Origin of the sequence: Bifidobacterium pullorum DSM 20433 (assembly GCF_000771405.1) — a bacterium.
Lineage (GTDB): Bacteria > Actinomycetota > Actinomycetes > Actinomycetales > Bifidobacteriaceae > Bifidobacterium > Bifidobacterium pullorum.
The window spans coordinates 77,043-99,528 of sequence record NZ_JDUI01000003.1 but is presented as its reverse complement, the minus strand read 5'-3'; the positions used below and the strand labels follow the sequence as shown (position 1 = coordinate 99,528).

The window sequence follows — 22,486 nt, the reverse complement described above, 5'->3', positions numbered from 1 at the left end:
AACAATGCAAGAAAGGACAACACCCATGAGGAAACCAAACAAACTGGTCGCGTTGATCTTCGCGATCCTCGCGTCCGTCGCCATGCTGCTGCCCACCAGCGCGTACGCGGCGAACGGAACCAATGACAACAGCGGCTCCATCACCATCAATGACGCCGTGTCGGGCCATACGTACAACGCGTACCAGGTCCTCGTGCTCGAGAGCTACAACGAGGAAAAGGATGCATACGCCTACAAGGCGAACGCCGACTGGAAGACTTGGCTGGAGAGCCAGACCCAGGCCGAGTACGTCTCCATCGACGCCCAGGGCTATGTGACCTGGGTCGAGAACGCTGACGCCGCCGCCTTTGCCAAGGCCGCGATCGCCCACGCCAAGGAGGCCGGCATCCAGCCCGACGAGACCGTTACCGCCGACGGTACGACCGTCGAGTTCACGGGTCTGAACCTCGGCTACTACCTGGTTGACACCTCGCTCGGCACGCTCTGCTCGCTCGACACCACCACTCCTGACGTCGAGATGTTCGAGAAGAACGAGCAGCCTCCTGTGAAGAAGGAGGTCAAGGAGGACTCTGCCGGTTGGGGCGATAAGAACACCGCCGAGATTGGCCAGACCGTTGAGTTCAAGACCACCATCGGTGCCAAGCCTGGCGCCGAGAGCTACGTCCTTCACGACGTCATGTCTGCCGGCCTTACGCTCGATCCCGATTCCATCGAGGCTGCCGGCCTCAGCAAGGGCCAGGACGCGAACTCTGGTCACTATCACGTCGTCACCACCGGCCTTAACGATGGCTGCACCTTTGAAGTCGTTTTCCACCAGTCCTACCTCGACACCATCACTGAGAACACCGACATCGTTGTGACCTACAGCGCCGTGTTGAACGAGAACGCGGTCATCGCTGGTGACGGTAATTCCAACAAGACCCAGCTCAAGTTCGGCGAGGATAGCGATTACGAGACCACGTGGGACGAGACCAAGACCTACACCTATAAGGTCGACGTTGTGAAGACCGACGGTGACAACAAGGTGCTCGACGGCGCCCAGTTCAAGCTCTTTGACGCCAAGACCGACGGCAATGAGATCGCCTTGGTCAAGGTGTCCGACGGCGTGTACCGCCTGGCGAAGGACGGCGAGACCGGTGTCGGGTACATCACCACCGTCAACGGCCAGCTCGAGATCAAGGGCTTCGACGCCAACACCAACTACTACCTCGAGGAGACCAAAGCCCCGGACGGCTACAACAAGCTCCCCGAGCGCGTTGAGATCGCCGTCAAGGAAGCCAACCTCGACGCGACCGTCGATGGCGGCATCTGGCATGAAGGCGGCATCCACGTCGTCAACAAGACCGGCTCCCTGCTGCCGTCCACCGGCGGCATCGGCACCACGATCTTCTACGCGCTGGGCGGCGCGCTGGTGCTCGGCGTCATCGCCGTGTTCCTGGCCCGCAAGCGTGCGAAGTGAGCGGTGAGCTGAACCGATGAAACATGACGTGTCCCGTTCCCCAGCCGGACGGCACCGGAGCGGGGCACGCCCCGCTGGCGGCCGGTCGCGGCGGTCCCGCAGCAGGCGCATCAGCCCGTCCAGCATCGCGCTGGCGCTGGTGTTCCTGATCGGACTGGGACTGCTGCTGTACCCGACCGTCAGCAACCTGTGGAACTCCTACCATCAGTCGCAGGCCATCGTGGCCTATTCAGAGGAGACCTCCGCCATGGATGAGGCGCGAGTGACCGAAATGCTCGACGCCGCCCGCGAATACAACGCCGGGCTGGCGGCCGACGCGGACCGGTTCACTCCCACCCCCGCGGACACCACCGAGTACAACAACCTGCTCGCCGTGTCCGACACCGGCATGATGGGCTATCTGGAAATCCCCTCGCTGGGGGTTTCGATGCCCATCTACCACGGCACCGAAACATCGGTGCTGCAGGTGGGCGCCGGCCACCTGGAAGGCAGCTCGCTGCCCGTCGGCGGCAAAGGCACGCACACCGTGCTGTCCGGACATCGCGGACTGCCGAGCTCGAAGCTGTTCACCGACCTTGACGATCTCGAGGAAGGCGACATCTTCATGCTCCACGTACTTGACGAAACACTGACCTACGAGGTCGACAAGATCTCGGTTGTGGACCCGTACGACATGGACGATCTGGCCATCGACCCGGATCAGGACTACTGCACGCTGGTCACGTGCACGCCGTACGGCATCAATACGCATCGGTTGCTGGTGCGCGGACATCGCGTACCGAACCGGACCATGGAAGAGACGACCCGCACGCCGCAGGTCGGCACGACGGCTATCGCCGTCGCCGCCGTCATCGTCGTGATCGCGGCAGCGGCGGGGCTTGCGGTGTGGGCGCGGGCCCGCAGAAGGACAAGGAAGGACGTCGGATGACAAAGCACAAGGGGTTGCGGGCGTTGGTGCTCGCAGTACTGCTGATGTTCGTCCCCAGCGGCATCGCGTGCGCCCACGAGGTGCCGGATGCCTCGCGATTGGGGACGATCAGCGCCGTGATGACCTATGACGGGGCCGCGGTGCCGGGCGGCTCGCTCACACTGTATCGCGTGGGCGACGTGGTCTCGGACGACGGCAACTACGGGTTCGCACTGACCGAGGCATTCGCAGGCAGCGAAGTGTCCCTGGACGACGTGGAATCGGCCGAAACCGCGGAGGCTCTGGCCGACTACGCCGAAACCGCGAAGCCGGAAGGCGTCACCGTGGCCGTCGACGGTGAAGGCCACGTGACCTTCCCCGATCTCGAGATCGGCCTGTACCTGGTGGTCCAAGGCGAACCGGCCGACGGATACGAGCCGATCAACCCGTTCCTGGTGAGCCTGCCGATGAACGACGGCGAGGCATACCTGTACGACGTGGACGCCAGCCCGAAGCTGGAACTGGAGAAGGCGCCCGTGCCGCCGGAAACCCCGCCGCAGACCGGCTCCGCCGTCGTGCCTGCCGCAATCGTCGCGGCGGCCGCGCTCGTCCTGGTCGGCATCATCGGCGTGGCGCGTTTCCGCCGCGCACGTCGCACCGGCCACGATCTGACCGACTGACGGGAGCGACAGTCGTCGCAGCGGCGCTCGGCATACGACCGGGCGCCCCGGCGTTGCCGGATTGGCCGGACACTTTGACCGCGGTGGCGGACAGCCTTGGGGAGGCTGCCCGCCACCGCCGCGTTCCGGGGCCGGCTTGTGACAAGATGGGACCATGAGCCAGAATTTCGAGCCATTCTATGACGTCAACCGCACGTACGAGGACAACTATGCGCAAGGCCCCTTCGGCGCGTTCGCGCAGGCGCTGACGCAGTCGGAGACGAGCGGTGGCGTCGCCGACGGGCGGTCGCCGTCCGAATCGTTCCTCGGCTTCCCCGTGAACCTGCCGTTCGGTATTCCCGCCGGCCCACTGCTCAACGAACGATTCACCACGGCCGCATTCCGCATGGGCTTCGATCTGGCCGTGTACAAAACCGTGCGCTCGCGCGCCTGGGGCTGCAACGCGTTCCCGAACGTGCTCGCCGTGCACCCCCGGTCGGCCGACGGACTGCTGACCCCCGGCAGCGCCGAACTGGACGAGGGCGTGCTCGCCGACACCCGCTACGAGACGCCGATCTCCATCTCCAACTCCTTCGGCGTGCCCTCGCGCGACCCGGACATCTGGCAGCCGGACATGCGCAACGCCATCGCGGCGGCCGGTCCCGGCCAGCTGCTGGTGCCCAGCTTCCAGGGCTCGCGCGTCGAGGGCATGACCACGGACGACTACATCGCCGACCATGTGACCACCGCGCGGCTCGTCTGCGAGACGGGTGCGGGACTGATGGCCATGAACACCAGCTGTCCGAACGAGGGACACAACCGTCTGCTGTGCCACGACCCGCATCTGGTCGGGCGTATCACCGAGGCCGTTAAGAACGAGATCGGCGACCGTCCGCTCGTCATCAAGCTCGCCTACATCCCGCCGGTGGCCTCGGAGCCGTGGGCGGACGGCACGGACGCCGGGCGGTACACCTACGCGCGCGTGACCGACGACTCGGCGCTGGAACTGATGGTGCGGCAGACCGTGGCCCGCGGCAATGTGCAGGGCATCGCCGCCATCAACACCATCTCCGCGCGGCTCGTCGACGCGAACGGCAACCAGGCGCTGCCGGGCGCGGGGCGCGAGCGCAGCGGCGTGTGCGGGCACGCGATCCGCTATGCCGGACTCGACATGGTGGCGCGTCTGGCCGCGATCCGCGAACGGCTCGGGCTGGACTTCGCGATCATCGGCGTGGGCGGCGTGGTGGAGCCGTCCGACTACGACGACTACCGCGCGGCCGGGGCCGATGCCGTGATGAGCGCCACCGGCGCCATGTGGGACGCACGCCTCGCCCGGCGCATCAAGGAACGTTAGCGCATATACCCCAAAGGGGACATCGCGGCTGGGGTGGATGCGGCTTACGGCTCATTTCACCGCGTCGCCACATGGGTTGTGGCACACTGGAAATAGTGTGTTTTCGTCATGCCGACAGAAGAGGAAAAGAGGGTTGACTGTGGCCGAGAACAAGGAAGACGTCCTGCACGTTGAAGGCGGCAAGCCGCTGAACGGCACCATCAAGGTGCGCGGCGCAAAGAACTTCGTCAGCAAGGCGATGGTCGCCGCGCTGCTCGCACCGGGCACGTCGGTGCTCAAGAACGTGCCGGAAATCCGCGACGTGCACGTCGTCTCCGACCTGCTGCGCCTGCACGGCGTGGACGTGGACGTCAACGGAGACAAGGGCATCGTCACCATCAACGCCTCCCATGTGGAGATGCCGTCCGTGGCCGACGTCGACACCCTCGCCGGCTCCTCCCGCATCCCGATCCTCTTCTCCGGCCCGCTGCTGCACCGTCTCGGCGAGGCCTTCATCCCCGCGCTCGGCGGCTGCAACATCGGCGGCCGCCCCATCGACTTCCATCTCGAAACCCTGCGCAAGCTCGGCGCGGACGTCGACAAGGAGCATGCCGACGGCATCCACATCACCGCGCCGAACGGCCTGAAGGGCGCGAAGATCCACCTGCCGTACCCGTCGGTCGGCGCCACCGAGCAGACCCTGCTGGCCGCCGTGCTGGCCGAGGGCAAGACCGAACTGTCCGGCGCCGCCACCGAGCCCGAGATCATGGACCTCGTGGCCGTGCTGCAGAAGATGGGCGCCATCATCTCGGTGGACGTGGACCGCACCTTCCGCATCGAAGGCGTCAAGGAGCTCAAGGGCTACACGCACACCTCGCTGACCGACCGCATCGAGGCCGCCAGCTGGGCGTCCGCCGCGCTCGCCACCCACGGTGACATCTTCGTCAAGGGCGCCACCCAGCCGGAGATGATGACCTTCCTCAACGTGTTCCGTAAGATCGGTGGCGAATTCGACATCACCGACAAGGGCATCCGCTTCTGGCATCCGGGCGGCGACCTGAACCCGGTGGCCATCGAAACCGACGTGCACCCCGGCTTCATGACCGACTGGCAGCAGCCGCTGGTCGTGGCGTTGACGCAGGCCAAGGGCCTGTCGATCGTGCACGAAACCGTGTACGAGAACCGTTTCGGCTTCACCAAGCCGCTTGTGCAGATGGGCGCGACCGTGCAGCTGTACCGCGAATGCCTCGGCTCGCTGCCCTGCCGTTTCCAGCAGCGCAACTACAAGCATTCAGCCGTGATCTTCGGACCCACCCCGCTGACCGGTCGCGACATCGACGTGCCGGATCTGCGCGGCGGCTTCAGCCACCTGATCGCGGCGCTTGCGGCCTCCGGCCCGTCGAACGTGCGCGGCATCTCGCTGATCGATCGCGGCTACGCCGACTTCCGCGGCAAGCTCGCCGCCCTCGGCGCCGACGTGGACTGATCGGCGGCCGGTAACGGGCGAACACCTGCGTGTATGCCCGTTTTCTATGACGTGGAACGCCGTCGTCTCATACTCATGTATCGGTGAGAATGAGACGACGGCGTAACTGTAGGCAGATTGCCGCTTAAGTAGGCAGGTCATTGACGTCCCTAATTATTCAAAAACGGCTTGATACCGCCAGTGTTGTGTCCAGAGGCGTTGAATGTGGCTGCCTACATCGGCGATAATCTGCCTACATCATGGGCGTTACAGGGCGCAACACAGACGAGCCTCCACAATCGTTGGCTCCCGACCTGGAGCGGGACGACGGTATGCATGCCGCATAAAGCGCAGTTCGATCAGAAGCGTCGTTCCCGCGCCGATACCCATGAACTGACAGCTATAGCATTTGTGGCATTCGGCTTGGTGGGGGTGCCCGGCATCGGCATCTATGAGGCATCGCGGCTCTACTGCCGCCCGCGCACATGCATCGGAAGGCGCGGGTGTGTGGAATCTGGTTCGTGCCGGCACTGCCCGTAGCCGACGCACCGCGTTCGGAAGGCGCGGGTGTGTGGCTGGTTCGTGCCGGCTTCCCGCCGCCCGCGAGCCGGCAGCCCCGAGCCGACACATTCGACCAGCCGGAACCCAAATAAAACAAGACCCCACACGGACAACAACGCCACACAATCTGGCCTATCAGCCGCCTGCTTTGCATGGCCTGCCAGGAATGGAATGTACATCGGCGACGCGTATTGTCACTGTGCTGCGTCTCCTTACCAGTTCGTGTGCCCATAGATAAGGATGTCGCGGCGACCTTGCCCAAGCGCTCTGGCCACCATGGCGATGAAATCCTCCAATGCCCGGGGTGATGCGAAATCCTGCTTGGTGGCGACCAGTACCTTCCAACCGAGATGCTGAAGCCTGTTGCGCTTGTGAAGGTCCTGACGCCAGCGGTTTTTGTCGTAATGATATTCGCCGTCATACTCGATGACAACGTGCTCGTCGACATAAACGATGTCACAGAGCCATTCCGTGCCTTCCTCGATATCGGAGATCGGATGGTTGACCTCGGGCGTCGGCAGTCCGAAATCAACCAAGCCGAGCCGAAGCTCGGATTCGCGCGGGGAATCGGTTCCTTCGACGCTTCGAGCCAGCGCTTTTCTGCATCGGGTGACGCCGCGGAAACGCCCGACTTCATTAATGTAATCGCTGAGCTCAGTGTGCGTGCATTGGCGCAATTCGTCGTTATGGCAGGTGAGCCAATCCATGGCCACGGTTAGGGAATCCTGACTGGTATATGGCGCCATTTGACAGAGTGCCTGTTGTGGTGTGACGGCGGTGACCAGTTCGTCGGTGTCGGCGGAATAGGTCATGTCATGAGACCACACGTGTTCCTGGACCCCAACGAGATGTGATCGCTGTTTGGTCGAAGCGATAGTGATGTGGAGCAGCGTGGTGTCCAGCGTGGTGTCCAGCTCCACCGTCATACCGGCCAGTCGTAACGCGGTGATGTGACTGAACACCAGCACACGTTTGGTTCGCCGTGCCGCCTGCCTACAGGCGGCACGGGTCTCGCGCGCTATATTCTGCGCTTCATCGAGCGTGAAGAAGTGATGTGCCCCCAACATATGTCAACTGTATGTGGGTCGCAGTCTTTCCGCAGCGCCACGGCGTGTTTCGAGAGTAGTTGGTGGCGTGAGCTGTTGTAGGCAGGCTATCGCTTAAGTAGGCAGGCGCCTTGGGCGCCTGCGGAACAACAATGGCGGAACTAAGCCATTCCGGTTCGAATGGCTCTACGGCGAGGTGCCTACTTAAGCTGCGGTCTGCCTACAAATGACGAAGGGACGGGCCAACGGCCTCCCCACGGCTGCACTGCTCAGCTCGAATATGTCTCACGCCGATTGCAGTCGGTGTGGGCCTCCCGCGGCTGCTCTGCTCGGATATATGCATGCCACCGCATGCCGAATTCTGGGGAGTGATGCACAATGGAACCATGGCATCGAAAGGAAAACCCTCGCCGCGTTCAGCCGTCAAGCCGCTCAGCGATGAGCAGGTCGCGCGCCTCGACGCGAAGCATCACCTCGTGGATCCGACCCGCTACTATCCGACCGGCCCGCGCACGCCCAACACCGCGGAAATCAACGCTCAGAACCCCAAAGCCACCGAGCGCCTGCTCGAAGGCGTCTCCAAGGTGCTGCGCAATCGCAGCAAGGTGCGCGCCTGGGGTCTGGAGCACGTTCCCGAAACCGGCACGTTCATCACCGCCGCCTCGCATGTGACCATGTACGACGTGTTCGTGCCGATGATGAGCCTGTTCCACATGGGCCGCCGCCCCCGCTACATGGCCAAGGCCGAAATGGCCAAGTGGCCGCTGATCGGCAAGTGGTTCCAGCTCGTCGGCATGCAGCCGGTCCCGCGCCGCAGCGGTCAGGCCAAGGCCATCGAGGAGGAGTCGATCAAGATCATCACCTCCGGCCGTCCGCTGACCATCTGGCCGGAAGGCACCGTGACCCGCGACCCGCAGAAATGGGTCATGAGCCTCAAGCCCGGCATCGGCTACATCGCACTTGAATCCTCCCGCCGCCTGGGCCGGCAGGTGCCGATCTTCTGCGCCGTCACCTGGGGCGCCGCCAGCATCAACCAGTGGTGGCCCTGGCCGCGCAAGAACGTGGTCATGTGCTATGACGGTCAGCTCGACTACGCCGACCTGCTCGCCGACATGGACTCCTGGGGCGAGGATCCGCCCGCCGACAAGGTGTCGGAGCTGACGATGCGCGTCTTCCGTCGCATGAACGAGGTCATGGAGGAGATCCGCGGCGAGAGCATGCCCGCCGAAGGGTATTGGGATTACCGCAACATGCGCCGCAAAGCATGGTGAACCACCGCGCGAACGTGTAGGATGGCGCAAGACGATGCGTGTACAGGCAAGCGAAGGAGCGGAACGATGAAGATCACGGTACTGGGCGCAGGCGCGTGGGGCACGGCATTCGGCCAGGTGCTGGCCGATGCGGGCAACGATGTGACGATGTGGGCCATCGAACCCGAAATCGTCGAAGGCATCCGCGACCGTCACCACAACGCCGTCCGCCTGCCCAGCGTCGAACGTCTCCCCGAGAATATGACCGCCACCGGCGACCGCGCAGAAGCCGTCAGGGACGCGGAGATCATTATCGTCTCCATCGCCGCGCAGGCCGCCCGCGTCGCCCTTGAACCGTTCCGCGACCTGATCCCTGGCGACGCCATCGTCGTCTCACTGATGAAGGGCATCGAACGCACCACCGGCAAGCGCATGGATGAGGTCGTCACCGAAGCCCTCGGTCTGCCGGAGGACCGGTTCGCCGCCGTGTCCGGGCCGAACCTGAGCAAGGAGATCGCCGCGCGCGAACCGGCCGCCACCGTCGTCGCCTGTGCGAACATCGATAACGCGCGCCGTGTGGCTCACGCCTGCACCACGCATTACTTCAAGGCGTTCGTGACCACCGACGTCATCGGATTGGAGATGTGCGGGTCGTTGAAGAACGTGATCGCGCTCGCCGTTGGCATGGCGCGAGGCGCGGGGTATGGCGAGAACACGGCCGCGATGATCGAGACGCGCGGCCTGTCCGAGATGACCGCCTTGGGCAAGGCGGCCGGTGCCGATCCCAAGACGTTCTGCGGGCTCGCGGGTGTTGGCGATCTGATCGCCACCTGCGGCTCGCCGTTGAGCCGCAACTACACGTTCGGCGCGAACCTGGGCAAGGGGCTGAGCGTGGAGGAGGCGACGCGCGTGAGCAACGGCGTGGCTGAGGGTGTGCCGACCACCGACGCCGTGGTGGCGTTGGGCGCGCGGCTGGGCGTGCCGACGCCGCTGGCCACGGCGATGAGCCACGTGCTGGATCGCGGCATCAGCTGTGGCGAGATGTTGGCCGAGCTGTTCGGTCCCGATATCACCGAGGAGTAGCGGCTTCCGCCTCCGGCGGGTGACAGTGGCATGAGGCTGTGCCGTCCTGAGCGGTATACTGCTGCTTACATGGCAATTGCTTGACTGCGCCGCATCGGCGTAGATGCGTGCATGTGGTGAACAAGGGAGTACGTATGCCGCTGGTACCTGCGAAATGCACTCAGTGCGGTGCGACGCTGTCCATCGATTCGGCGCAGGATGCAGCCATCTGCTCGTTCTGCAATACGCCGTTTGTGGTTGAGAAGGCCATCAACAACTACAACGTCACCAACACCACCAACATTGGCGCGGTTGAGCATCTGCATGTTGAGGGCGCGCGCTCGGTGGAGTCCCAGCTCAGGAGCGCCGAGACGTTGATGGAATTGCGCGACTATGTCAAGGCGTTCAAATCATTCAAGGCGCTTGCCGATGACCATGCTTACGAGTGGCGTTCCTGGTGGGGTATGGCGCGGGCCAAGACCTGCGATTACACCAACGTTGTGGGCCTGCGTGAATACGAGAAGGGGGATGTCGAGGAATGGGCCAATCGTGCCATGCAACTCGCGCCGGCCGTTGAGAAGCCGCGTTTGGAAAAGACCTTCAACGGGTATAAGGATGCCTACAACAAGGCTAAGCATGCCGAGCGGGTCGAGATTGCAGGCGGCGAGGCGAACCTGTCTCGCATTGAAGGGATGTCGCAGGCGGAGCTGTTGGAACGGTACAAGGAGCTCTACGAAGCAACGTGGAAGCTCAAGTGCCAGGTCAAGGAATGGAGGGATCGACGCTGGCGGAGTATGGTCTGCGGCGTCATCTGCATGGTGCTGTTTGCTGCATCTGTGTGGTTCGGTAACGGTAATCTCGCCGAGCCGAGCCTGTTCGCCATCGTCACGGGTGCTGCCGTTGTGCTTTGCGTGCTGTGGTTTGTGGCTGCGCAGTTCATGCTGGGCTCTTTCCGGAACAGGCATGCTCACAGTAAGGACGAGTTCGGTCTGGCCGAACAAGATGCGGCGATCATGGAGAAGCTGGGGTGGTACACCTACTGGCAGGACCCCTACTTTGACCCGTATTCGTTTGGTGAGGAGCTCCGCAGATGCAGAGTGCATGGCGTCATTGATTGAGCCGCACGGCACGGAACGCCCGGTCTCATAATCCCGTGCACGAGAAAGACCCAATCATGGGCATTTTCAGGAAGGCCAATGATTCCGCTTATGCGGACGGGCTAAAGCCCTTTTGCTGCAGTACTGTCGTGCTTGTGCGACAAATGATTCTTTTGTCGGGGGATAAAAGGTCCCTTTGTTGCAGGGGTATCGTGCCAGTGCGTCAAATGGTGCTTTAGCGATGCTCCATAAGGTCATCCTTTGCGCGCCGGCCATCGTGTTCGGTGTATGCCTGCAGGTAGTCTGGTGTGCGGTTGTACGCCTAGGCCAGCGTGTCGAGCGGACAACCGGATGAACACGTGAAGCAAAGGAATGGGCAGCATGGCTAAGAAGCGCATTGTGGTGTTGTACGGCGGCAAGGCGGATGAGCATCCGATCTCCTGCATCTCGACCGCCGGCGTCTTGAAGGCGATGGACGCCGAGCGTTTCGAGCCGATTCCCGTCGGCATCACCAAGGACGGCCAGTGGATTGTCAATGGCGAGGATCCGCGCGGCTGGGACCTGAGCGGTGATGCCCTGCCCGAGGTCAAGGTCACCCCGGAGTCGCGCCCGGTGCTGCTGGACGTGAGCCGCGGCTGCGACGGGTTCCTGGTCGGCGGCGACGCCGTCGAGTCCCTCGGCCACATCGACGCGGTGCTGCCGGTGCTGCATGGCCCGTACGGCGAGGACGGCACCATCCAGGGCCTGCTCGAGATGATGAACGTGCCGTACGTCGGCTGTGGCGTGCTCGCCTCCGCCGCGTGCATGGATAAGCATTACACCAAGGTGCTGCTGAACGCCGCCGGTATCGCCACGGCACCTGGCGTCACGGTCGACGCGCGCAATATCGAGGCCTCCGACGTGATGGCGCAGGTCGAACAGGCCGGACTGCAGTACCCGCTGTTCGTCAAGCCGTCGCGTGCCGGCTCCAGCTTCGGCGTGACCAAGGTGGAGCGCGAAGGCGACGTGGCCGAGCTTGCCGCCGCTCTGACCGAGGCCGCCGAGCACGATTGGCGCGTGCTGATCGAACAGGGCATCGACGCGCGTGAGATCGAGTGCGCGGTGCTGTGCGCCAAGCCGGGCGACGAGCCGAAGGCCAGCTGGCCGGGCGAAATCGTGCTCGACCGTCGCGAGGACGGCGGCGACCAGTTCTACGACTTCGACAGCAAGTACATGGACTCCTCCGCCTCGCACGTGGAAGTGCCGGCGAACCTGCCGGAGGAGACGCTGCAGCGCGTGCGTGAAACCGCGATCAAGGCGTTCAAGGCCGTGGACGGCATGGGTCTGAGCCGCGTGGATTCGTTCGTGACCGCCGACGGCCGGATCATGATTAACGAGATCAACACGATGCCCGGCTTCACCCCGATCTCCATGTACCCCAAGGCGTGGGAGGCCACCGGCCTCAACTACACCGACCTGATCACCACCCTGATCGAAGGCGTCCTGCGCTGAATACCGCGCTCATGTCGATCCTCGTATGATGGAACGTAGGGAAACTCCATCGTAAAGAGGCGATCGACATGAGTGGTCCGTTCCGCAACCTGCGCCCGCCCGCTGTGGCGGGCGCATTCTATCCCGCCGATCCGCGCGAGCTCGCCGACATGATCGACGCACAGCTCGTCTACGCCCGCACGCTGCCGGGGAACAGGAGCGGCGACCGACCTGACGGCATGGGGGAAGCCGGCAAAGCCGAAGCATCGCAATGTTCCAGACCGATGTGTGGGACCTGCGGGACTACTGCGCCTCCGCCGGAACGTTCCGTCCGCCCATGGCCGAAGGCCATCATCGTGCCGCACGCCGGCTACGTCTACTCCGGAACCACGGCCGCGCTCGCCTACGCGCTGTTGGCGCCGGGCCGCGGCACGATCCGCCGCGCGGTCATCGTCGGCCCGACCCATCGCGTCGCCGTTCGTGGCGTCGCCTGCGCTACCTATGACGCGTTCCGCACCCCGCTCGGGGTGGTGCCGGTGGACGTGGCTTCCGAATGTCGTGCGTTAGGTCTTGTCTCGCCAAGCCGCAATACCGCGGCCACACTCCCTGACGCCGGCGGTCGCGATGTCCCCGCAGCCGTTCCACCGCTCCGCTCCGGCATGACCGCCGCTCCCGGCGCCCCGGCGCTGATCGTCAACGACCCGACGCACGCGCAGGAGCATGCGGTCGAAGTGCAGATCCCGTTCCTCCAGCGCGTGCTCGGCGACATCGAAATCGTCCCGCTCAACGCCGGCCTCGCCACGTCGCGGCAGGTGGGCGACGTGCTGCGCGCGTTCTGGGGCGGACCGGAAACCGTCATCGTCATCAGCTCCGACCTGTCGCACTACCACCGCGAACGCATCGCCCGCCACATCGACGACGAAACGATCCGCCGCATCACTGCCCTCGACTATCCGATCGACCCCGATCTCGCGTGCGGCGCGTACCCGATCAACGGCATCCTCGACGTCATCGCACGCGGCGTCGCGCGTTCATCATCGCGCGACTCTAGTGCCGCTGTCGTGAAACGGACGGCGACGGGTACGGTGTCGTCCGCTGCCGATTCCGTACCTGTGCTCCGGTCGGGCGCGTCTGACGCCGCGCTGCGACTCGAATTCCTGGGATGCAGCACCTCCGGCGACGACGGGGTGGTGGCGCTCGCCGGACAGAAGCGTCCCGCGATGGCCGATCCGGACGACCGCGTGGTCGGATACGCGGCGTGGGCCGTGTGGGAGGAAAGCGCCGGTGCTCCGGCTGTCCCTCCCTCCGTCGAGCAGGGGGCGACGTCCCCCTCGTCAGGAGAAATCGTCGAGGATGGTGCCGGGCCACGTATGGCAGATGTCTCGTCGGAGAAGGGGCATGGTGTTCGGAGGGCTTCGTCCTCTGCTTCGCGGGGTACGGGACATTCCTCGTTAGGGGGCAGTGCCGGGGATGGTGCCGGGCCGCGTATGGCAGAGTCCTGTGGCGATGTGTTGCTGGACCTGGTGCGAGCCTCCCTGCGCGCGCATCTGGGACTGCCGGTCGGACGGACGCCCGCCGACATTGTGGCCGCGCATCCGTGGCTGAACGAGCCCGGTGCGAGCTTCGTGACGCTCAACGAACACGGCGACCTGCGCGGCTGCATCGGCACACTCGAAGCGTACCGACCGCTCGGCCGCGACGTGGCCGAACACGCGGTCGACGCCGCCGCCCGCGACCCGCGATTCCCGCCCGTCACCCCGGACGAATACCCCAGTCTCGACATCGAGGTTTCCGTCCTGTCCGAACCCGAGCCCATCATGGTCGTTCCGGCTGGCGGCGCGGCGCATCCGGTCCGTTCGCGCGTCGAACTGGAACGGGCGTTGCGCCCGGACGAGGACGGGCTGGTCATCGAGGACCGGTCCGGCCGGTATCGTGCCACGTTCCTGCCACAGGTGTGGGAGGATCTGCCCGATCCGCATCGGTTCGTCGCGCACCTGCTCGTCAAGGCCGGTCTGCCCGCATCGACCGACTGGCACGACGGTGAGATCCGCTGCAGCCGGTACACGGTCACCGCGTATCGTGGCAGGGCCGACGCATGAGTACGGCAGCGTCGTCGCAATCGTTTGCCGCCGCACTGTCCCCGCGGCCGTCGGCCGTCGCGTCCGACGGCATCCCCACGTCTCAGCCGTCCGCGTCCGACCCCGCGGTCGGCCGCTGGCAGCACGCCCTCCCCGACGGCCGTGTCCAATGCGACCTGTGCCCGCGCGCCTGCCGACTGCGCGAAGGACAACGCGGTTTCTGCTTCGTGCGCGCGAATCACGGCGGCCGCATCGTCCTCGACACGTACGGCCGCAGCTCAGGCTTCGCCATCGACCCGGTCGAGAAGAAGCCGCTCAACCATTTCCTGCCCGGTTCGCGCGTGCTGAGCTTCGGCACGGCGGGTTGCAATTCGGCCTGCCGGTTCTGCCAGAACTGGGACATCTCGCGCGCCCGCGACTGGGACCGCGTCGGCGTTCAGGCCCCGCCCGAGCGGATAGCGCAGGTGGCGGCCGACTACGGTGTGGAGTCGGTGGCGTTCACCTATAACGACTCGATTGTGTTCGCCGAGTACGCGATCGACACGGCCGCGGCCTGCCGGGAGCTGGGCCTCCATCCGATCGCAGTGACGGCCGGGTACATGTCCGCCGCGGCCCGCCCCGACTTCTATGCGGCGATGGACGCGGCGAACATCGACCTGAAGGGGTTCACGGAGTCGTTCTACTGGTCGGTGACCGGCACCCACCTGCGGGACGTGCTGGACACGATCGAGTATGCGGTGGTCGAGACTCCGGCGTGGGTGGAACTGACGACGCTGCTGATTCCGGGCCACAATGACGACGATGCGCAGTTGCACGCCGAATGCGTGTGGATCCGCGAGCACTGCGGCGTGGACGTGCCGCTGCACTTCTCCGCGTTCCATCCGGCGTACCGGATGATGGACGTGCCGGCGACGCCGCTGGACACGCTGATCCGGGCGCGGCGGATCGCGATGGAGGAAGGGCTGCGGTACGTGTACACCGGCAATGTGCACCATCGTGAGGGTGATGCGACGGTCTGCCCGAACCCGGACTGCCATGCCGTGCTGATCCAACGCGACTGGTACCGGATCGAGCTGGACCGGTTGTCCCGGAACCATGGCGGTGACGAAACGGTTGGCGTCTGTCCGGATTGCGGCACCCCGGTGGCCGGGGTCTGGTGACGGGTCCGCCATCCACTATTCAACTGTTGACTTACGCGCGTAAGCGTGCTTTTGGACGCAAGGTTTCCTACAGCCTCACTATTCAACTGTTGACTTATGCGCGCAGATGGGGTCCTTTGCGCAAGGTTTCCTACAGTCCCACTGTTCAACTGTTGACTTACGCGCGTAACCATGCCTGTTTCCGCAACCTTTTCTACAGGGCCGCTTTTCAACTGTTGGTTTACGCGCGCAGATGGGGCCGTGGGCGCAAGGTTTTCAACAGTCCCACTATCCAACTGTTGACTTACGCGCGTAACCGGGGTGGTTTCCGCCACCTTCTCAACTGTTGACTTAAGGAGGGACGCCGGCTTAGGGGACGTAGGTTAGACTAGGGCTGGACTGGACCGTTTTGGGGAAAGGAACGGCAATGGATTGGCTGACTCAGGCGCGGTGGCGGTTCGGCCGCATCGGCGCGGGCGCATGCGTGATGCTGGCCGCGTGGGTGGTGCTGAACGTGGCGTTGAGCGTGATACTGGTGCGGATAATGGGCGAGGGGGCGGCGAATGCGCCGCTGTGGCTGATGTTCCTCATCTCGAGCGGTCCGTTGTATCTAATCGCCATGCCAGCGGGACTGATGCTGATGCGGGCGGTGCCGGAGCTGCCGACCCGCAGGTTCGGCATGACCCCGGGCAGGTTCGTGACGTTGCTGCTGATGTGTCTGCCGATCATGTACGGAGGCAATATCATCGGCACCGTGCTGTCGGCGGTCCTGTCCGGAGGCGCGGCGGAGAACAGCGTGGCCAACTTGGCCATGGCCAATGATCCGGCGATGCTCGTTTTCGGCGTGATTCTGGCGCCGATCTTCGAGGAGTGGATGTTCCGCAAGCAGATCATCAGCCGCACCCGGCGCTACGGCGAGAAGCTGTCGATCCTGTTGTCGGCCCTGATGTTCGGCCTGTTCCACCTGAATCTGTTCCAGTTCTTCTATGCGTTCGGGCTGGGGCTGATGTTCGGCTATGTGTATATGCGCACAAGCCAGCTGCGGTACTCGATCGCGATGCACATGATTGTCAACTTCAACGGTTCCGTGCTGGCCCCATGGGTCATCTCGCAGGTGGATCTGGAGGCGCTCGCCAACGCCGACCCCACCGATCCGGCGGCGGCCCAGGCGCTGTTGGCGCAGAACGGCGCCGGCATGATGCTGGTGACCGGCTATGGGCTGCTGCTGATCGGTTTGACGATTGCCGGCGTGGTATTGCTGATCGCCAAGCGGCGTGCGTTCGAGTTCTATGTCACACCCGAGCAGCTGCCGAAGGGGCTGGGTGGTCAGGTGGCGTTCGGCAACCCTGGCATGGTGGTCTACATCGCCGTATGCGTCGTACTGATGGCCCTGTCGGTGTACGGCCTGTTCTAGGAGGCGGTGCAACCCCGATGATGGCGGCTGGCCGCGCTATTCCACCGTGCCCAGCGCCGCGTGCTGCTCGATGAAATCGGCGCCGGCCAGCGCCCGCGCCGCCGCGTCGGCCGCGGTGGAGGGGAAGACGTCGAACCGTGCGTACACCTGCACCTCTGCGGTGATGCCGTAAGGCGTGAACCCGGTGAACTTCACGAGCGTGGGCGCATTCTCCAACCGCATGCCTTCGGTCGCCTTATTGACCACTTCCAGCGCCCGCCGTTCGACCTCTTTGAGATCGCTGCCCGCGGCCACCGTGAACGGCACGGGCACGTAGCCTTCGGCCGTCGGCGTCAGTTTTTCCAGGGACGACGTGTTGAGCACGGAGTTGGGGATGACCATCTGGCTGCCGCCGCGTTCCAGGATCACGGTCTGCCGCCAGGTGATGTCCTGCACCACGCCGGTGGTGCCCTGGATGCGCACCAGGTCGCCGGGTTGGATCACCTTGCCGAGCATGAGGCCGAAACCGCTGATGATGTTGGCGATCGTGTCCTGCATGCCGAGGGAGATCGCGACGCCGCCGACGCCGAGCGCCGCCAGGATGGTGGTGGGGTTGATGCCGAATACCGGCTGCAATACGATGGCGATGGCAGCCGCCCAGATGACGACGCGCAGGATGTTCACGAAGATCGACGCGTTCGGCACATTCGCCCGGTCCAGCACCTCCTCGGTGATGCGGGCCACGACCTTGGTGGCCACCACCGCGACCGCCATTACGATCAGCAGCAGGATGACTTTGCCCGCGTGCTGTTGCAGCCAGTTCGTCACCATATCCATCGCATGCCCCATTTCCGTCGGTTCTCCTATTCACATCCTACTGGCCTGACCGGTCGCCGGGGACTCTGCCGGATTCAACTGTTGACTTACACGCTTAGCTGGCCTCTTGGCGCCACCTTTTCAACAGTCTCACTTTTCAACTGTTGGTTTACGCGCTTAGCTGGGCCTTCTGGCGTCACCTTTTTAACAGTATCCTTTTTCAACTGTTGACTTACGCGCGCAAATGGGCTTTTGGGTGCAAGGTTTTCAACAGTTCCGCTTTTCAACTGTTGCGTTACGCGCTTAGCCGGACCTTTTGCCGCCACCTTTTCTACAGTATCCCTGTTCAACTGTTGACTTACGCGCTTAGCTGGGCGTTCGGATGCTGCTTTTTCAGCTGTTAAATAGTTGGCACTAGCCGTACCGTTCCCGCCAAGTTATCCACAGACACGCCCGAATCGGCAAGCCTTCGACCACATTCCCCGAAATCGGTTCCCCCGCGGCTCGCTATCAACTAGCGTCGGCTCCATGAGAAGGCATGACGGGTTGGCCAGGCTGATTGAGCTGGCCGAACAGGAACGGCGGTGCGTCTATGTGGACGAACCGGCGGACTTGTATGCCATCCGTCGCCGCGTGAAGGAAGGCAGCCTGGCCAATCCCTTCCGCGGCATGTATGCGGAAGCGGAGTATTGGCGCAAGCTGAACCTCACCGAGCAGGCGATGCACGTCATTCGCACGCTGGCCAAACGCAAGCCCCATCGCGTGTTCGCGGGATTGAGCGCGGCCACGGTGTATGACTTGGAACATTCGTGGTCGCTGCACAGCAATGGCATGGTCACCATCGCCACCCGCAACACCACCGGCGGCCACACCTACGGGAAACTGCAGCGTATCTATGTCCGCGAGTCGGATTGGGCGGATGTCAGGGATCAGGGCGGCATCCGCGTGACTTCGCCCGCCCGCACGTTGGTCGATTGCGGATTGCGGCTGTCGTTCGTGGATGCGCTGGCCATCTTCGACTCGGCCTTGCGCAAGCAGCTGGTGACCAAAGAGGAGGTCGAGGCGATTTGCAACGCCTTACGTCAGGACTGCACGCCGGTGCGTAAGCTGCTTGAATATGCGGATCCGGCCAGCGAGAATGGCGGCGAATCCTACTGCCGTGCGGTGATCATCGAATTGGGGTTCGAACCGCCGCAGTTGCAGGTGGAGTTCCGTGACCCGGACGCGCCGGCGAATGTGATTCGCGTCGACTTCCTGTGGCGCACGCCGGATGGCGGGATGATTGTGTTGGAATTCGACGGGATGCGGAAGTATGTGGATCCGTCGATGACGAATGGCCGTGATGTGCAGCGGGTGGTGCTGGATGAGCGTCGACGCGAGGAGTCGTTGAAGAAGGCCGGTGTGACCGTGATCCTGCGCACCGACTACCGTGAGGTGCGCCAAGGTTCCGGCCTGTTCGCCAAACTCTCCCGTGCCGGTGTTCCTTTGGCGACAGTTTGAATCCGGCAGGGTGATCGGGCGGCGGGTATGGTCGTGGCTGCAACGGTGCCGCCGTGGTCGGCGGTGATCGGGGCGTTGTTCCGCTCCCAAGCAACGGCGGCCGGCCTCACGCGTTCAACTGTTGACTTACGCGCTTAGCCGGCCCTTCTGTCGCAACCTTTTCAACAGGACCACTTTTCAACCGTTGACTTACGCGCGTAGCCGGGCCTTGTGGCGCCACCTTTTCAACAGGACCACTTTTCAACTGTTGGCTTACGCGCTTAGCCGGGCCTTGTGGCGCCACCTTTTCAACAGGACCACTTTTCAACCGTTGACTTACGCGCTTAACCAACCCCTCTGGCGCAACCTTTTCAACGGTAACGGTTTTCAACTGTTGGCTTACGCGCTTAGCCGGGCCTTGTGGCGCCACCTTTTCAACAGGACTCACTATTTAACCGTTGACTTACGCGCTTAGCCGGGCCTTCTGGCGCCACCTTTTCAACAGTCTCGCCTGCCTGGTGTTGAAAGGTGGCGGACGGGCCTGGCTCTGTGCCGGCGCGTGTCCCTACCGGTTCGCCGGTCGGAAGATGCGCTTCCAGGATTCGCGGACCTCTTCACCCGACATCGACAGGTACAGCCCGATGGCCATGGCGGCGATGTCGTCGTCATACAGGGTCTGTGCCACGTTCATCATGCGCAGTTCCGGCCATCGGCGGAGAATCGCCAGAATCCCGCCCACGGCGAAGTCGATGGTCAGGTCGCTGCGCAGCGTGAGTTCCTCTGGCGTGAGTTTCAGCGCGCTGATCAGCGTCATGCGTGTGAAGTCGCGCAGGGATTCCATGAGTTCGGGGGAACTGTGCGGGCCGGCCAGTAGCGCCAGATGGTTGAGCCTGGTGCGGTGCTCGGGCGAGTTCAGGGCTGCGCTGATGCGTTTGCTCCAGTGCTCGCGCACTGCGTCGTCGTTCATGACGGGGGTGCCGTCATCGTCGATGGTTTCGTCGACCAGCTGGGCGATCGAGGTGTTTTCCACCTCCCGCAGGATGGCCGCGTCGGCGAGCTCGGCGAGGCTGCCGAAATGGTAGTAGAACGAGTTGCGGTTCACCTGCGCCTCGCGCACGATGTCCGTAACGGTGATTTTTCGATACTCCCGATTCTCCAGCAACGCCCAGAACGCGTTCTCCACCCTTTCCTTGGCGGGCAGCAGTTCGGAATCGTGACGTGGTCGTGACATGGCATCATCTCCAACCTGGATATTAATTAGACGCGCTGTCTATATGATATCCGAAGCCGTCGGCTTCGCTCGGCTGACGGCGAACCCGCCCGGCGTCGTGCGGGGTAAGATGGGCACAATCCCGCTGACAAGGAGGTTGCCATGGCGGTTCCGCAACGAGTGCTGGACATCATGCAGTCCGGAGATGTGTACCTGTGCGATGACGAGGAGATGCTCGACGCCCAGCGCGCCCAGCTGGAACTCCTGTACGACTTCAACGCCACCCGCCCGGGCGAGGCCGGTCGCCGCGCCACCCTGCTGCAGCGGCTGCTCGGCGGCATCGGCGAGGGCTCCTACATCGAGCCGCCGCTGCGCGCGAACTGGGGGTGCAACACGTTCATCGGCGAACGGTTCTATGCGAACTTCAATCTGACCCTGGTCGACGATGGCGTTGTGATCATCGGCGATGACGTGATGATCGGCCCGAACGTGACGATTGTGACCACCGGGCATCCGGTCCGCCCCGACCTGCGCAAGGCGCCGACCGTCACCCAGTACTCGCTGCCCGTCACCATCGGCAATGGCGTGTGGATCGGGGCGAACGTGACGATCCTGCCCGGCGTGACCATCGGCGAGAACAGTGTGATCGGCGCAGGGTCGGTCGTCACCAAGGACATCCCGGCGAATGTTGTGGCCTACGGCAGCCCGTGCCGGGTGGCCCGTGAAATCGGCGAGCATGACGACATGTATTACTGGCGTGACCGTGTGATCAACGCGCCGTTCGGGCCTCGGGAGGTGTAGGCCCCGCGGGGCCGTCAGGCGGACTGCCAGGGCAGAGGGAAGGACGCCTTGAGCAGGATACCGGCGGCCTCCAGGATATGCTGCCGCTCCTCGTCGCTCAGATCCACGAATGCGCCGAACATGGCTGGGATCGTCTTCGGACCGGCCTCCACCAGGCCGATCAGACCGTGCTCGTCGCTGGCGGCCAGCACCTTGAACATCGCGTCCACCGCACGTTCGCACTGCTCGGGCGTCATATCGGCCAGCATCGCGTCGAGCGAACGTTTGAACTCGCGGGACGTCACCGAAACCTCCGGCACGGTCACGAACCCGTCGCGGTCCACCTGCCATGAGAACGCCAGATGCTGCATCGGGCCGTACTCGCTCGACTTGACCACCACGCAATCCTCCGGCGAATCCAGGATCATGCCCACGATCGACGAATCCGGAATGATCTTGACGATCCGGTCGGCCATGGCGCGATACCGGTCACCCTGCACCACCTCGGCGGGGAATCCCGGTCCATCCAACGAATAGATGCGGCGGATCCTGTCGCGCACGGCGTCATCGGACTCCACGGCCGCATACACGGCCAGATTCCCGCCCTTCGAATGTCCCAACAGCATCAGATCTCCCCGCCACAGCCGCGCCACGCGCGCCACGTACTCGGCCGCGAGCCGCTGGGCCGGCACCGGGTACTGGAAGGCCATGTTGAAGTCCTCCTTCCAGCCGACGAACGAGGTGTCGGTGCCGCGGAACGCCACCGCCAGCGTACCGTCGGGCAGGAGGAACGTCATCGCCGCGAACTGCGTCTGATGCTCGCGGCTGAACTGCTCGTCGACCGCCCCCACGCGGATCGACGAGAACCGGGGGTTGCGCGCCGCTTGCGCGAACAGCATCTCGGTCAGTTTCGGATCGGCCAGGCCGGTATAGCCCGCGTTGTAGTCGAAATCCTGCGGGCTGAGCGCAGCGGCCGCGTCGGCCAGCGTCGCGTCCGGGAACGGAGGGTGCCGGAGCGTGCGCAGCGAGGCGAATGGAGCGGTCAGGGCATGTGACATGTCGGCCGTCAGCGTATGCAGGCGTGCGGAGAGCGTGCCGTAGCGGCGCTCCCAATCGACCAGCGTGGGCACCACGTCCGGCATCGTCTGGTAGGCCAGCGAGGCCAGCACCAGTGCGTCCACGTCGTTGAACGGGCGCTCGTCGAACGACCCCGTGCGCGTGCGCACGTAGTCGATGATGTTGCCGGGCTGACCTGCCATGGCGGCCTCCTTCCAACCCACCA

18 protein-coding genes are annotated in these 22,486 nt (G+C 64.0%); 14 read left to right on the top strand and 4 right to left on the bottom strand.

Going from position 1 to position 22,486, the window contains the following annotated elements:
- Positions 1–25: 25 nt before the first annotated feature.
- From OU11_RS02880 to murA, 5 genes are all read left to right on the top strand, one after another.
- Positions 26–1,459, top strand: coding sequence for a SpaH/EbpB family LPXTG-anchored major pilin (locus OU11_RS02880; protein ID WP_033514394.1), 1,434 nt, complete (start codon positions 26–28; stop codon positions 1,457–1,459).
- Between the two features lie 28 nt (positions 1,460–1,487).
- Entirely contained in the window at positions 1,488–2,387 is a 900-nt protein-coding gene (locus tag OU11_RS02875) for a class C sortase (RefSeq protein WP_206538219.1), read from the top strand.
- Positions 2,384–3,046 (top strand): isopeptide-forming domain-containing protein, encoded by a 663-nt coding sequence (locus OU11_RS02870; protein WP_052122574.1) that lies wholly within the window; start codon positions 2,384–2,386, stop codon positions 3,044–3,046. Before OU11_RS02875 ends, OU11_RS02870 begins: the two co-directional genes overlap by 4 nt.
- Positions 3,047–3,200: 154 nt before the next feature.
- The gene (locus OU11_RS02865; protein ID WP_033514393.1) at positions 3,201–4,379 is read left to right on the top strand and encodes a beta/alpha barrel domain-containing protein; all 1,179 of its coding nucleotides are present in this window, start codon (positions 3,201–3,203) and stop codon (positions 4,377–4,379) included.
- 139 nt (positions 4,380–4,518) lie between these two features.
- Positions 4,519–5,844 (top strand): UDP-N-acetylglucosamine 1-carboxyvinyltransferase, encoded by a 1,326-nt coding sequence (murA, locus tag OU11_RS02860; protein WP_033514392.1) that lies wholly within the window; start codon positions 4,519–4,521, stop codon positions 5,842–5,844.
- A 752-nt stretch (positions 5,845–6,596) separates the two neighbouring features.
- Here the strand turns inward: murA and OU11_RS02855 are convergent.
- Positions 6,597–7,451: a PDDEXK family nuclease gene (locus tag OU11_RS02855; RefSeq protein WP_052122573.1), complete on the bottom strand. Its 855-nt coding sequence runs from the start codon at positions 7,449–7,451 to the stop codon at positions 6,597–6,599.
- 365 nt (positions 7,452–7,816) lie between these two features.
- Between OU11_RS02855 and OU11_RS02850 the strand changes: the two genes are divergently transcribed.
- The 7 genes from OU11_RS02850 to OU11_RS02815 all read left to right on the top strand — a co-directional run bounded on the left by OU11_RS02850 (position 7,817) and on the right by OU11_RS02815 (position 16,940).
- Positions 7,817–8,701 carry a lysophospholipid acyltransferase family protein gene (locus tag OU11_RS02850; protein ID WP_033514391.1) on the top strand — a complete coding sequence of 295 codons (885 nt, stop codon included), beginning with the start codon at positions 7,817–7,819 and terminating at the stop codon, positions 8,699–8,701.
- A 66-nt stretch (positions 8,702–8,767) separates the two neighbouring features.
- Positions 8,768–9,763, top strand: coding sequence for an NAD(P)H-dependent glycerol-3-phosphate dehydrogenase (locus OU11_RS02845; protein WP_033514390.1), 996 nt, complete (start codon positions 8,768–8,770; stop codon positions 9,761–9,763).
- A gap of 134 nt (positions 9,764–9,897) precedes the next feature.
- Complete coding sequence (locus OU11_RS02840) at positions 9,898–10,860, top strand: hypothetical protein (protein ID WP_033514389.1); 963 nt, start codon at positions 9,898–9,900, stop codon at positions 10,858–10,860.
- A 360-nt stretch (positions 10,861–11,220) separates the two neighbouring features.
- Positions 11,221–12,330, top strand: a complete 1,110-nt coding sequence (locus OU11_RS02835) for a D-alanine--D-alanine ligase family protein (RefSeq protein WP_033514387.1) — start codon at positions 11,221–11,223, stop codon at positions 12,328–12,330.
- 68 nt (positions 12,331–12,398) lie between these two features.
- Positions 12,399–14,408 carry an AmmeMemoRadiSam system protein B gene (amrB, locus tag OU11_RS09465; protein WP_223224080.1) on the top strand — a complete coding sequence of 670 codons (2,010 nt, stop codon included), beginning with the start codon at positions 12,399–12,401 and terminating at the stop codon, positions 14,406–14,408.
- Positions 14,405–15,547 carry an AmmeMemoRadiSam system radical SAM enzyme gene (gene amrS, locus OU11_RS02820; RefSeq protein WP_081963409.1) on the top strand — a complete coding sequence of 381 codons (1,143 nt, stop codon included), beginning with the start codon at positions 14,405–14,407 and terminating at the stop codon, positions 15,545–15,547. Before amrB ends, amrS begins: the two co-directional genes overlap by 4 nt.
- Before the next feature lie 406 nt (positions 15,548–15,953).
- Entirely contained in the window at positions 15,954–16,940 is a 987-nt protein-coding gene (locus tag OU11_RS02815; RefSeq protein ID WP_052122572.1) for a CPBP family intramembrane glutamic endopeptidase, read from the top strand.
- 36 nt (positions 16,941–16,976) lie between these two features.
- Here OU11_RS02815 and OU11_RS02810 read toward each other — a convergent pair whose 3' ends face one another.
- Complete coding sequence (locus OU11_RS02810; RefSeq protein WP_033514385.1) at positions 16,977–17,756, bottom strand: mechanosensitive ion channel family protein; 780 nt, start codon at positions 17,754–17,756, stop codon at positions 16,977–16,979.
- 507 nt (positions 17,757–18,263) lie between these two features.
- Between OU11_RS02810 and OU11_RS02805 the strand changes: the two genes are divergently transcribed.
- Positions 18,264–19,235 (top strand): type IV toxin-antitoxin system AbiEi family antitoxin domain-containing protein, encoded by a 972-nt coding sequence (locus tag OU11_RS02805; RefSeq protein WP_033514384.1) that lies wholly within the window; start codon positions 18,264–18,266, stop codon positions 19,233–19,235.
- A 544-nt stretch (positions 19,236–19,779) separates the two neighbouring features.
- Here OU11_RS02805 and OU11_RS02800 read toward each other — a convergent pair.
- Positions 19,780–20,445 (bottom strand): TetR/AcrR family transcriptional regulator, encoded by a 666-nt coding sequence (locus OU11_RS02800; protein ID WP_033514383.1) that lies wholly within the window; start codon positions 20,443–20,445, stop codon positions 19,780–19,782.
- Positions 20,446–20,586: 141 nt separating this feature from the next.
- Here OU11_RS02800 and OU11_RS02795 point away from each other — a divergent pair, with 141 nt between their 5' ends.
- Positions 20,587–21,225, top strand: coding sequence for a sugar O-acetyltransferase (locus OU11_RS02795; RefSeq protein ID WP_033514382.1), 639 nt, complete (start codon positions 20,587–20,589; stop codon positions 21,223–21,225).
- A 14-nt stretch (positions 21,226–21,239) separates the two neighbouring features.
- Here OU11_RS02795 and OU11_RS02790 read toward each other — a convergent pair whose 3' ends face one another.
- Positions 21,240–22,463: a DUF2974 domain-containing protein gene (locus OU11_RS02790; RefSeq protein ID WP_033514381.1), complete on the bottom strand. Its 1,224-nt coding sequence runs from the start codon at positions 22,461–22,463 to the stop codon at positions 21,240–21,242.
- Positions 22,464–22,486 lie beyond the last annotated feature (23 nt).